This window comes from Novimethylophilus kurashikiensis (assembly GCF_003112435.1).
In the GTDB taxonomy this organism is placed as follows: Bacteria; Pseudomonadota; Gammaproteobacteria; order Burkholderiales; family Methylophilaceae; genus Novimethylophilus; species Novimethylophilus kurashikiensis.
Map to the genome: position 1 here is coordinate 81,475 of NZ_BDOQ01000006.1, position 11,815 is coordinate 93,289.

The window sequence follows — 11,815 nt, forward strand, 5'->3', positions numbered from 1 at the left end:
TCTTAGGGATTAGCCGTGAGCGGTGAGCGCACGGGAAGCGGGAATGCTACGCAGGCGTCGTTGCTTGCGCTTGAGCAGGACGGTCATGTCGTGGGCGTTGAGCGGTTCGCTGTAGAGGTAGCCCTGATGCTCGTCGCATTGCAGTTCGCGCAGGATATTGAGTTGTGCCTCGGTTTCTACGCCTTCCGCCACGACCTTGAGGTCAAGGGCATGCGCCATGTTGACGATGGCGGCGATGATGGCGCTGTCGTTGCGATCCAGTTCCAGGTTGCGAACGAAAGACTGGTCGATTTTGAGGATGTCGATGGGGAGCGCCTTCAAGCGAGAAAGCGAGGAATAGCCGGTGCCGAAATCGTCGATGGCAATGGTGACGCCGGTATGGCTGATTTCCTGGAGGATATGTGCGACGCGATCTAGGTCGCGGATCAGCAGGGATTCGGTGATTTCCAGTTGAAGATAGGACGGATGCAGGCCTGTGCGTTGCAGTTCCTGGTTAATGTAACTTGGCAAATCGGGATTGATCTGCGGGATGGCAATGTTGACCGCCAACGGCATCTCGTAAAACTCCAAGCCCGCATCCTGCCACCGGCGCAATTGGGTGCAAGCTGCCGCGATCACCCAATCCCCCACCTTCGCAACCAGTTCGGCCTCGATGGCATCATCGATAAAAGCACCGCTCCGCAATAGTCCGCGCTGGGGATGGCGCCACCGAATCAGGGCTTCCAGGCCAGCGATACGGTCACTCGCAATATCGATCTTTGGCTGATAGAACAACTCCAGTTCCCCCTTGTCGAGGGCTTGCTGCAATTCGCGCTCAAGCTGCATGCGCTCCATGACGCGGGAATTGAGGTGGTCGTTGTAGAAGTAGATGCGGCCACGTTGTTCCTTCTTGACGTGATACATCGCCATGTCGGCCTTCTTGGTGAGGCACTGGGCATCCTCGCCATCTTGCGGAAACAGGCTGATACCGATGCTGAGCGAATTTTTAATCGAATGAGTACCGATCTCGAACGGTTGCGCCGTGGCTTCTAGGATGTTGTTGGCGATTTTTGCCGCGTCTTCATAGCTCGACATGGCCTTGACCACGACCACGAATTCGTCACCGCCCAGACGTGCCACGATGTCTTCGTCACGTACCGAGGCACTGATGCGCTGGGACGCCTGGATCAGCAGCTGGTCGCCGATGTCGTGGCCCAGCGTATCGTTGATGGTTTTGAAGCGATCCATATCGATAAACAGCACGGCCAGCTTGTGATCGTGGCGTCGAGCACTCACCAGTGCGGACTCCAGGCCTTCTAGCAGCGACCGGCGGTTGAGCAGCCCGGTAAGGGCATCGCGGGTGGCGAGTTCGTGGGCGCGCTGCTCGGCTTGGCGTCGCTCGATGATTTCCTGTTGCAGCATCTCGTTGTGATACTTGAGCTCGCGCATCTGCTGCACGATCAGGTTCTGGTTGAGCGCTTCGAGCTGCTGCGTGGTGGATTCAAGCTCGAGATTTTTCTTGGCCAGCTCGACGAACACGCCGATTTTGCTTCGCAGGATTTGCGGGATCACCGGGGTAATGAGGAAGTCGACCGCGCCGAGTTCATAGCCTCGCAGCCGGTTCATCTCATCGGCGTAATAAGCCGTGATGAAAATGATGGGCGTAGTGGCAGAACTGGGACGGGAATGGATGAGCTCGGCGGTTTCGAAACCATCCATGTCGGGCATGCTGACATCGAGCAGGATGACGGCAAATTGGTGGGCCAGCACTAGGCGCAAAGCTTCCGCGCCGGATTGCGCGGTGAGCACCTCGTATTCCTGCTCCTCGGGATGGGGCGCAGTCAACAAGGTTTCGAGCGCGGTCAACGTAGGCAAATGATCGTTGACCAACAGAATCTTGGGAATGAGAGGCATCAGGCTTAACCGGGATAAAGTCGCGCCGCACCGCTACAAATCTTGAGCCTCGTCAACATCGTCCCCTTTTCGACAAAGAAAAAGAGCCCCAGCTGCCGATTCAGCTTATGGAAGAGTTGTGCAATGGGCTCTAGACCACAGACAAGCGCATCATAGCCAGCCGATCAAAGAGCTTATGTGCGTTAACCCACATAAGAAGAAAATTCTGAAAAGTCGTGGAGTTAGTAAGGGAGGAAAGGTTCGTCTTGATGTCGTTTCTGGCTACCGCGACGCCATTGCCAAGGAGGCACCGGCGCAAAATCCACCCATAGCCCAATGGCATGGAGACGGGCTTCGCTCTCCGCCTCGGCATACTGCATGCGCTGGCTCAACAGCAGATCGCGCTCGTATTGCTTGTAATACCAGGCCCAACCCGAGCGCAGCATGGCTAACCCGACATCGGATCCATCGACGGTGACCGTTCCCAGGAGGCGACCGTAGCGATCTCGTTTAGCCCAATCGACCACCACTTCCCGGCTCCATACCAGCTCTCGCATCGCCGCCTTCGCCTGCCGACCGAAGGGTTGGCCTTTTTCCGGCGCATCGATACCGACGACTCGGACTCGCATGGAAACATCGCCAGCAGTGAGCAGATCAAGGGTATCACCATCCGGAACGGCGGTAATTCGTCCGTGGATAGTCTCGCCGAAAGCAACCAGGGAAAAGCACAGCATGCAGGCAGCGAGGCAATATTTCATCGTCATGATTCTTATTGTTCTGATCGTTATTGTTGTTTTGAACTGCGAAACCCAGCCCTTACCTTACCGCGTTACGCTGGCTTAGGTAAGTACCGACATTTGGCGAAGAGGAAACAATGGCTGGAGACGAGTGCACCGGAAGGAATATCGACAGCACAAAAACAAACGGGCCAATCACAAGGATTGGCCCGTTCGGACAGATTTGGTAGGCGCGATTGGACTCGAACCAACGACCCCCACCATGTCAAGGTGGTGCTCTAACCAGCTGAGCTACGCGCCTGAAGAGCTGCGCATTATACGGAGAGGAGCGACCCAATGCAACACCGGGATATAATATTTTCAACCATGCACAACAACGCCCTCTCCCCCGCAGATATTGCCGATAGCCGCATCCTCGGCATGTTCGATCCCCAGCAATTTCGTAACACCGGTCATGCATTGATCGACCTGCTTGCCGATTATCTTGCGACCAACATGGAAGGGACAGGAAAGGTCATCGATTGGGTGCCTCCGCATCTTGCCGAGTTAGACTGGCTTGCGCCCCTGCCCCAACACCCGGTGCTTAATCCCACTGATCTGTTGGAGAGGCTGCGCCATGAGATATTGCCGGGCACCCTCGCCATCCATCATCCGCACAATCTGGGGCATCAAGTCGCGGCGCCGCTGCCTTTGGCTGCCTTGTGTGACCTCGTTGCCGCCCTCGCCAATCAGGCCATGGCAGTGTATGAAACCGGGCCATCCGCCACCTTGCTCGAACGCCAGGTAATTCGTTGGCTCGGTGAATTAATCGGTTGGAAAAATGTGGAAGGCGTGCTGACTTCCGGTGGGGCGCAAGCCAATCTCACTGCCTTGCTTGCAGCCCGTCAGCATTCCGCCGATTGGGACATATGGCAGAAAGGCGTTTCGGCTGGCCGGCCTCTGAGAATCCTGGCTAGCGAACACGCTCACTACTCCATCTCCCGCGCTGCAGGCATCATGGGCTTGGGCGCCAATGCAGTGGTCAAGGTAGCTGCTGATGCAGAGGGACGTATGGATATCGCGGCATTGCAGCAAGCGCATCGTGAAGCCATCGAACAAGGCACCATCGTCATGGCTGTAGTCGCTACCGCCGGTTGTACGCCCACTGGTAGCGTCGATCCACTTTCATCGGTCGGAGCTTATTGCCGACAGCACAACTTATGGCTGCACGTGGACGGAGCACATGGGGCCTCCGCCCTGCTTTCCCCTATTTACCGTGAAGCGCTGTCTGGTATCGAGTATGCCGACTCGGTGGTGTGGGACGGTCACAAGCTGCTTTATATGCCTGCAGCGGTTTCGGCGGTGCTGTTCCAGAAACCCGAGCACGCCAACGAAGCTTTTGCGCAAGAGGCTTCCTACTTATTCCAGGGTAGCTCTCACGGTGACGAGACTTACAACACCAGTTACCGCACCCTGGAATGCACCAAACGCATGATGGGCCTCAAGCTGTGGGCGGCTTTTTCACTTTATGGACGTGAGGGTATAGCGTTGCTGGTAGAGCGCGTATTCGGCACTGCGCGGCTTCTGGCTCAGAAACTCGAACAGGCTGAGGATTTCGAATGTCTGATGCCCCCGCAGACCAATATCGTGTGTTTTCGCTTGCGAGGTGCCGATCAAGCTTCGTTGCGTAGCGCAGTCATCGAAGCAGGGGCGTTCCATGTGACCCAAGTGACGCTACGGGACGAGGTTTGGTTGCGCACCACCATCATGAATCCGTTGACGACTGAAAAAGATCTCGATGAGTTACTGGAGACGCTGAGAAGGCGTGCGACTTAGGCTTGGAGTAGCTTATCGGCCCAGAATAGGGCGATCACGGTCTTCGCATCCGTGATTTCACCCTTCATTACCTTTTGCATCGCCTCCTCCAGGCTCAATGTAAAGACTTCCAAGGTTTCGTCTTCATCACGTCGGTGATCGCCGGCTTGCAATCCTCGCGCCAGATAGACGTGGATGACTTCGTTGGAATACCCGATGCAGGGATGGAGTTGCGTTACCGCCTGCCACTCTCGTGCGGTATAGCCGGTTTCTTCCAGCAACTCGCGCTGGCCAGTGACAAGCGGATCCTCCTTAGGATCGATTTTACCGGCGGGCAGTTCGATGAAGGATTTTCCCAGTGGATAGCGAAACTGACGCTCGAATACCAGCCGACCGTCGTCCAGCACCGGGATCACCAGCACGGCACCTGGATGGACGATATATTCCCTTCCCGTTTCGTGGCCGTTCGGCAAGCGTACGGTATCTCGATTCACGTGCAGCAGCCGACCGTTGAATACGGTCTCGGTGGAAAGCATGGTTTCAGCCAAAGGGTCGGACATCAGCAGGTTTCCTAATAGGGATACTCGGCTTTGCTATGGCCGTACTGCTACTGACGCCGCAGTTGGCGATTAGCGGCGCCAGAGATGGCGATAGACGAAGCCGGGAAACGCGAATACCAGGAAGAGACAAGCCGTCACGGCGTAAAATTCCCAATGCTGCGCTGCGGCTTGCCCCATGACCTTACCTTCAGCCAAACGTGCAATACCGCCCATCACGAAATACAGCACCACCAGTTCCAGTACGCGCCAGCCCAGATGCTTGCCGTGCTTGAGCGGCAACACATAGAAAAAACGCTCGCTGAACCATGGCAAGTTGGCGGCCACGAAGGAAAGCAGCAATAAAAAGACGATCGCGTTGTTCATAGAAAAACTCGGTTACTGCACGCTATGGAGTACGGCGTAAGCGCAGAGTTCCATGAGACGCTGGGGGAATATGCCCAAAACCAACATGGCAAGCCCGTTAACGCCCAACACCAGCGCCATGTCCGGCGAAGTACGGATAGCATGATGATCTTCTGCTTCGTCGAAATACATCAGCTTGACGATACGCAGATAGTAGAACGCCCCTGTTACAGCCAACAGCACGGCAAAGACCGTCAGCCAGACATAGCCTGCCTGCAACGCTGCCTGCAGCACAGCAAACTTCGCATAGAAGCCGATGGTCGGCGGCACGCCTGCCATGGAGAACATCAGCAGCATCATGAGGAAGGCATACCAGGGGCTACGATTATTGAGACCCTTGAGATCGTCCAGGTTTTCCGCCTCGAACCCCTTGCGCGACAACAGCAGGATGATGCCGAAACCGCCCAGCGTCATCAGCACATAAGACGCCACGTAGAACATCGATGCGATGAAGCCGTTGAGCGTACCGCTGAAGAAGCCGAACAACAGGAATCCGACATGCGAAATGGTCGAATACGCCAGCATGCGCTTGAGGTTGGTTTGCGCAATGGCGGTAATGTTGCCGATGATGATGGACAGCACGGCCATGATAATCAGCATGCCCTGCCAGTCGTGCACCATGTTCTGCAGACCTTGGACCAGCAAACGGATGGTCATGGCATAGGCTGCTAGCTTGGGCGCAGAACCGACGAAGAGCGTCATGGATGTTGGCGCTCCATGGTAGACGTCGGGAATCCACATCTGGAAAGGTGCAGCACCGAACTTGAAGGCGATGCCGGCGACGACGAACACCAAGCCAAGAATAAGAACCGCATGATCCGGAGATCCGTTGAGGATGGCGTTGCTGATCTGGGAAACGTCCAGGCTGCCCGACATACCGTAGAGCATGGACATGCCGTAGAGCAGCATCCCGGAAGCCAACGCACCCAGCACGAAGTATTTCATGGCGGCTTCAGTTGCACGCGCATTGTCGCGGTCGAGCGCCACGAGGGAATATAAGCACAGTGAGAGCAATTCCAGGCCCATGTAGATGGTCAGCAGATTCTGCCCTGAAATCATGACCATCATGCCCAGCATCGCCATCAACACGAGCACGTAGAACTCACCGCGATACATGCCGCGCGCTGTGATGTAGCCGCGCGAGTAGACCAGCACGACCGATACCGCGAGATAGGTCATCAGCTTGAGCAGGTCGGACAGCGGGTCGTCCACGAACAAGCCGTTGAAGGCGTAGCCCACAGCGGAAGTATGGGTGGCGATGGTGATCATGGCTGCGCCCAGCAGGGTGACTTGCGCCATGACGTAGGTCACGAAGCGGTAGCGTTCCTGGATGAACAGGTCGCCCAGCAGGATGACCATGGCCATGGTCAGGACGAAAACCTCAGGCAGCGCGGCGTAGATATCGTTAAAAATCGGGTTCATCGTTACATCCCAGGAAGCTTGGATTGCGCCATGTGCGTCAGCAGTTGGTTGACCGTGGCATGGGTCACCTCGGTCAGCGGCTGGGGATAAATACCAAAACCAAGCACCATGAGCGCCAGTACGCCCAGGATCAGCATTTCGCGCTTGTTGATGTCTTTAAGCTCGGCCACGTGTTGGTTGCCGATATCGCCGAAATACACGCGCTTCACCATCCACAAGGTGTAGGCCGCGCCAAAGATCAGCGTGGTTGCTGCAAAGACGGCAAACCAGAAATTGGCTTGCAACGCCCCCAGGATCACCATGAATTCTCCGACGAAACCGGAAGTTCCCGGCAATCCAGCATTCGCCATGGCAAACAATACTGCCAACGCGGTGAAGGTAGGCATGGTGTTGACCACACCGCCGTAATCCTTGATCTGGCGAGAATGCATGCGGTCGTACAGCACGCCGACGCTAAGGAACAGCGCACCGGAAACAAAGCCGTGCGAAATCATCTGCACCATGGCGCCTTCCATCCCGAGCGGGTTGAAGATGAACATGCCCAGCGTGACGAAGCCCATGTGGGAGATCGACGAGTAAGCGATGAGCTTTTTCATGTCCTGCTGCACCAGGGCTACCAGGGCGATGTAGACCACGGCAATCAGCGAGAGCGCAATCATGAAACCGGAAAGATAGTTGGCTGCATCCGGAGCGATCGGCATGGCGAAGCGCAGGAAGCCGTAGCCGCCCAGCTTCAGCATGATAGCCGCCAGTACGACGGAACCACCCGTCGGTGCTTCCACGTGAGCATCCGGCAGCCAGGTATGTACCGGCCACATCGGAATCTTGACGGCAAAGGCCATGAAGAACGCGCCGAAGATCAGCAGCTGCGCTGTCATCGGTAATTGCAGTTCGTAGTAGTCCACCAGCTCAAAGCTATTGGTCTGGTGGTACAGATAGATAAACGCGATCAGCATCAAGAGCGAGCCGAGCAGCGTGTAGAGGAAGAACTTGATGGTCGCGTACACCCGGTTCGGTCCACCCCATACGCCGATGACGATGAACATCGGAATCAACATGGCTTCCCAGAACATGTAGAACAAGATGCCATCGAGTGCGGAAAAAACCCCGATCATCAATCCCGACATAATGAGGAACGCCGCCATGTATTGGGCGACTTTCTTCTGGATCACTTCCCATGCTGCAAGCACGACGATTACCGTAGTGAAGCTCGTCAGCAGGATCAGCGGCATGGCAATGCCGTCTACGCCGAGGTGATAGTGAATATTGAAGGCCGGGATCCAGTTGGCACCTTCCTGAAGTTGGAAGCCGCCATCATTGCGGTCGAAACGGGTCCAGAGCGGGAGCGTCACCAGAAAACTGGCAATACTTCCGAACAGCGCGAGCCATCGCGAGACATTGGCGTTCTTGTCGTTGCCCGTAGCAAGCACCAACACGCCTGCCAAGATGGGCACCCAGATGGAATAGCTGAGGATCGGATAATCCATTGTTGCTTTTTAAACTTTCTTAACCATTTAAGCCTTCATGAAGAAGGTCAACAGGACGAACGCGCCGATAATCATCGCAAACGCATAGTGATAAATCAGCCCCGACTGCAAATTGCGGATGATGCCGGACAAACGACCGATGAGGCGCGCCGTACCGTTAACGAGCGTACCGTCGATGATTTGGACATCGCCATAGCGCCACAGCTTGTCGCCGATCCAACGGGAGCCCCCGGCAAAGACCTTCTCGTTGAAGCTATCGAAACCGTATTTGTTCTCGAGAATCACATAAATTCCATGGAAGCGATGCTTGATGGCTTCCGGAATATCGGGTCGCTTCATGGTGAAGAAGTAAGACAGGGCGACACCACTGGCAGCAAGCAACAGGGGCAAGCTGGTAAATGCATGCAGGCCCATCTCGGCAGCACCGTGGAAATGATGAGCAAGGTGATGCATTGCAGGATGCACTTCTGGGTTCACAAAAATTACGCCATTGAAGAAACCTCCGTACAGCATGGGCTCGATGGCCACATAACCGATGATCAACGAAGGAATCGCAAGCATGACCAAAGGCAAGGTCACGACCCAAGGCGATTCATGCGGCTTTTGGCCTGGCGCGAGGCCGTGATGATGATCCGTTGTGGCTTCTTCGTCGGCATGGTCGCCGTGATGCTCGTGATGATGTGCCTTGCCAAAGCGTTCTTCGCCATGGAACACCATGAAATACATGCGGAAGGAATAGAACGCGGTGACGAATACGCCGGCGAGCACTGCGAAATATGCGAAGCCGCTACCGGGGATCGTCGAGAGCTCGGCCGCCTCGATAATCGAATCCTTGGAATAGAAGCCGGACAAGAACGGTGTGCCGATCAATGCCAGCGAGCCGACCAAAGATGTGAGCCAGGTAATCGGCATGTATTTGCGCAAGCCACCCATATTGCGGATGTCCTGGTCGTGGTGCATGCCCATGATGACCGAGCCAGCACCAAGGAACAGCAAGGCTTTAAAGAATGCGTGGGTCATGAGGTGGAAAATCGCCACCGAATAGGCCGAGGCACCCAGTGCCACCGTCATATAGCCCAACTGCGACAAGGTGGAATACGCCACGACCCGCTTGATATCGTTCTGGATGATGCCCAGGAAACCCATGAACAACGCCGTGATTGCGCCGATGACCATCACAGTGGATAAGGCGGTGGTCGAGAGTTCGTACAGCGGCGACATGCGGGCCACCATGAAAATGCCCGCCGTGACCATAGTCGCGGCGTGAATCAAGGCAGAAATCGGCGTCGGGCCTTCCATGGAGTCCGGCAACCAAACATGCAACGGAACTTGCGCCGATTTACCCATCGCGCCGACGAACAGCAGCAGGCAAATCACAGTCATCAACTGCCAAGGATGTCCCGGAATGAGTTCGACTGTCGCATCAGCGAATTGCGGAGCAACGGAGAATACGGCTTGGTAATCCAGGCTACCCATGGTGTACAACACCATGCCGATGCCAAGCAGGAAGCCGAAATCGCCTACGCGATTGACCAGAAACGCCTTCAAATTGGCATAGATTGCGGTCGGCCGCGTGTACCAGAAACCGATCAGCAAGTAAGACACCAAGCCCACGGCTTCCCAACCGAAGAACAACTGCATGAAGTTGTTGCTCATCACCAGCATGAGCATGGAGAAGGTGAACAGTGAAATGTAGCTGAAGAAACGGCTGTAACCCGGATCTTCATGCATATAGCCGATGGTATAAACGTGGACCATCAGCGAGACGAAGGTGACGACAACCATCATCATCGCGGAAAGACTATCGATCTGGAATCCCACCTCGAAGGAAGTATTGCCGCTGGTTAGCCAAGTATAGACTGGGCCATTGAAGGTGTGTCCGGCCAGCACGTCCTTGAACACGAGAGCAGAAAGCACGAAAGCGGCGCCAACACCGGCGATGGTCAACACATGCGCTGCTGCGCGCGGGAGGAAGCGTCCGAATAATCCGACCACCGCTGCCGCGATCAGCGGCAGTAAAGGAATCGCCAGGTAGATGTTCTGCATTTCGTTCATGTTATCGATCGGCTTTCGGCGTCGTCATCAGCCCTTGAGGCTGTCCAGGTCATCCACGTTGATCGTCTTCAGGTTGCGGAACAGCACCACCAGAATGGCGAGGCCAATCGCGGACTCTGCTGCTGCAACGGTAAGGATGAAAAATACGAAAACCTGGCCCGCGGTGTCCTTAAGGTAGTGCGAGAACGCGATGAAATTCATGTTCACCGCGAGCAGCATCAACTCGATTGCCATCAACAGGATGATGACGTTCTTGCGGTTGAGGAAGATACCGACCACGCTAATGGCGAACAACAGGGCGCCGAGCACCAGATAATGCGAAAGACCGACGGTCATGCTTGTTCTCCCTGGGATTCGGCCGGCGTTTCCACGCTTTCCTTTTCAGCCGGCATGCTGACGATCTTGAGACGATCATTTCGCTTGACGCGAACCTGCTGGGCTGGATCGATGTATTTGCTATCCTTGCGGCGACGCATGGTCAGCGCGATGGCAGCAACAATTGCCACCAACAGCACAACCGCGGCCAACTCAAATGGATAGACGTAATCGGTATATAGGAGGCGACCGAGTTCGGCGGTATTGCTGTAATCGGCACTGTGGACTGGCGGCGCAGGGACGCGCTCTGGACCGAAATGTTTGCTGCCCAGCACCATCGCCATCTCGGCAGCCATGAGGATACCGACGAAACCTGCTAGCGGTGCGTAATCCCAGAAGCCTTCGCGCAGCTTGTCTAGGTTGATATCCAGCATCATCACCACAAACAGGAACAGCACCATCACCGCACCGACGTAGACCAGTACCAGTGCAATTGCCAGGAATTCCGCTTCCAACAGCATCCAGATTCCCGCAGCGGTAAAAAAGGCGAGCACCAGGTATAGCGCTGCGTGCACCGGATTGCGAGCAGTAATGACGCGTAGTCCGGCAAACAGCACAATCGCGGCAAGGATGTAGAAAACGATGTCTTGGATGTTCAGCATTGTTGTTGGCGCTTACCTGTATTTGGCATCCGCTGCGCGGTCCGCCGCAATCTGGTTCTCGTGCTTGTCGCCGACTGCGAGCAGCATGGGCTTGGTGTACAGAAGATCGCCGCGCTTTTCTCCGTGATAATCGAAAATGCGCGTCTCGACGATAGAATCTACCGGGCAGGACTCCTCGCAGAACCCGCAGAAAATGCATTTGGTCAGGTCAATGTCGTAACGGGTCGTACGGCGGGTACCGTCATCACGCTGGTCAGACTCGATAGTGATCGCCATCGCCGGACACACTGCTTCGCAAAGTTTGCAGGCGATACACCGCTCTTCACCATTGGGATAGCGACGCAGTGCATGCAAGCCGCGGAAACGATTCGACATCGGGGTACGTTCGTCCGGGTACTGCACAGTGATCTTGCGAGCGAAGAAATAACGTCCGGTGAGCGCCATCCCCTTCAAGAGTTCCACCAGAATCAGGCTGGAAAACAGGTCTTTGATTCGATTGATCATAAGTC

General features: G+C 55.6%; 11 protein-coding genes and 1 tRNA gene. 1 reads left to right on the top strand and 11 read right to left on the bottom strand.

Annotated features, from left to right (window positions below):
* Positions 1-9: 9 nt before the first annotated feature.
* The 3 genes from NMK_RS07940 to NMK_RS07950 form a co-directional block, all read right to left on the bottom strand.
* Positions 10-1,893, bottom strand: a complete 1,884-nt coding sequence (locus NMK_RS07940; protein ID WP_109015248.1) for an EAL domain-containing response regulator — start codon at positions 1,891-1,893, stop codon at positions 10-12.
* A gap of 221 nt (positions 1,894-2,114) precedes the next feature.
* A complete protein-coding gene (locus tag NMK_RS07945; protein WP_227871418.1) occupies positions 2,115-2,630 on the bottom strand; it encodes a thermonuclease family protein in 516 nt (171 codons plus the stop codon).
* A gap of 203 nt (positions 2,631-2,833) precedes the next feature.
* A tRNA-Val gene (locus NMK_RS07950) sits at positions 2,834-2,910 on the bottom strand.
* A 65-nt stretch (positions 2,911-2,975) separates the two neighbouring features.
* Here NMK_RS07950 and NMK_RS07955 point away from each other — a divergent pair.
* Positions 2,976-4,424, top strand: coding sequence for a pyridoxal phosphate-dependent decarboxylase family protein (locus NMK_RS07955; RefSeq protein WP_227871419.1), 1,449 nt, complete (start codon positions 2,976-2,978; stop codon positions 4,422-4,424).
* Here the strand turns inward: NMK_RS07955 and NMK_RS07960 are convergent.
* From NMK_RS07960 to nuoI, 8 genes are all read right to left on the bottom strand, one after another.
* Complete coding sequence (locus NMK_RS07960; protein ID WP_109015250.1) at positions 4,421-4,963, bottom strand: NUDIX domain-containing protein; 543 nt, start codon at positions 4,961-4,963, stop codon at positions 4,421-4,423. The genes NMK_RS07955 and NMK_RS07960 overlap by 4 nt on opposite strands.
* A gap of 69 nt (positions 4,964-5,032) precedes the next feature.
* The gene (locus tag NMK_RS07965) at positions 5,033-5,326 is read right to left on the bottom strand and encodes a DUF2818 family protein (protein WP_109015251.1); all 294 of its coding nucleotides are present in this window, start codon (positions 5,324-5,326) and stop codon (positions 5,033-5,035) included.
* Positions 5,327-5,338: 12 nt separating this feature from the next.
* Positions 5,339-6,787: an NADH-quinone oxidoreductase subunit NuoN gene (gene nuoN, locus NMK_RS07970; protein WP_109015252.1), complete on the bottom strand. Its 1,449-nt coding sequence runs from the start codon at positions 6,785-6,787 to the stop codon at positions 5,339-5,341.
* Between the two features lie 2 nt (positions 6,788-6,789).
* Positions 6,790-8,274: an NADH-quinone oxidoreductase subunit M gene (locus NMK_RS07975; protein WP_109015253.1), complete on the bottom strand. Its 1,485-nt coding sequence runs from the start codon at positions 8,272-8,274 to the stop codon at positions 6,790-6,792.
* A gap of 27 nt (positions 8,275-8,301) precedes the next feature.
* Positions 8,302-10,329 (bottom strand): NADH-quinone oxidoreductase subunit L, encoded by a 2,028-nt coding sequence (nuoL, locus tag NMK_RS07980; RefSeq protein WP_109015254.1) that lies wholly within the window; start codon positions 10,327-10,329, stop codon positions 8,302-8,304.
* 27 nt (positions 10,330-10,356) lie between these two features.
* On the bottom strand, positions 10,357-10,665 hold the full coding sequence (gene nuoK, locus NMK_RS07985; protein WP_109015255.1) for an NADH-quinone oxidoreductase subunit NuoK: 309 nt from the start codon (positions 10,663-10,665) through the stop codon (positions 10,357-10,359).
* Positions 10,662-11,306 carry an NADH-quinone oxidoreductase subunit J gene (locus NMK_RS07990; protein WP_181376201.1) on the bottom strand — a complete coding sequence of 215 codons (645 nt, stop codon included), beginning with the start codon at positions 11,304-11,306 and terminating at the stop codon, positions 10,662-10,664. Before NMK_RS07990 ends, nuoK begins: the two co-directional genes overlap by 4 nt.
* 12 nt (positions 11,307-11,318) lie before the next feature.
* A complete protein-coding gene (gene nuoI, locus NMK_RS07995; protein ID WP_109015256.1) occupies positions 11,319-11,810 on the bottom strand; it encodes an NADH-quinone oxidoreductase subunit NuoI in 492 nt (163 codons plus the stop codon).
* Positions 11,811-11,815: the final 5 nt, after the last annotated feature.

What these genes read in the sequence shown, in the direction of transcription:
- NMK_RS07940 (WP_109015248.1), bottom strand. Translation starts at nt 1,893, where the DNA reads ATGCCTCTCATTCCCAAGATTCTGTTGGTCAACGATCATTTGCCTACG.
- NMK_RS07945 (WP_227871418.1), bottom strand. Translation starts at nt 2,630, where the DNA reads ATGAAATATTGCCTCGCTGCCTGCATGCTGTGCTTTTCCCTGGTTGCT.
- NMK_RS07955 (WP_227871419.1), top strand. Translation starts at nt 2,976, where the DNA reads ATGCACAACAACGCCCTCTCCCCCGCAGATATTGCCGATAGCCGCATC.
- NMK_RS07960 (WP_109015250.1), bottom strand. Translation starts at nt 4,963, where the DNA reads ATGTCCGACCCTTTGGCTGAAACCATGCTTTCCACCGAGACCGTATTC.
- NMK_RS07965 (WP_109015251.1), bottom strand. Translation starts at nt 5,326, where the DNA reads ATGAACAACGCGATCGTCTTTTTATTGCTGCTTTCCTTCGTGGCCGCC.
- nuoN (WP_109015252.1), bottom strand. Translation starts at nt 6,787, where the DNA reads ATGAACCCGATTTTTAACGATATCTACGCCGCGCTGCCTGAGGTTTTC.
- NMK_RS07975 (WP_109015253.1), bottom strand. Translation starts at nt 8,274, where the DNA reads ATGGATTATCCGATCCTCAGCTATTCCATCTGGGTGCCCATCTTGGCA.
- nuoL (WP_109015254.1), bottom strand. Translation starts at nt 10,329, where the DNA reads ATGAACGAAATGCAGAACATCTACCTGGCGATTCCTTTACTGCCGCTG.
- nuoK (WP_109015255.1), bottom strand. Translation starts at nt 10,665, where the DNA reads ATGACCGTCGGTCTTTCGCATTATCTGGTGCTCGGCGCCCTGTTGTTC.
- NMK_RS07990 (WP_181376201.1), bottom strand. Translation starts at nt 11,306, where the DNA reads ATGCTGAACATCCAAGACATCGTTTTCTACATCCTTGCCGCGATTGTG.
- nuoI (WP_109015256.1), bottom strand. Translation starts at nt 11,810, where the DNA reads ATGATCAATCGAATCAAAGACCTGTTTTCCAGCCTGATTCTGGTGGAA.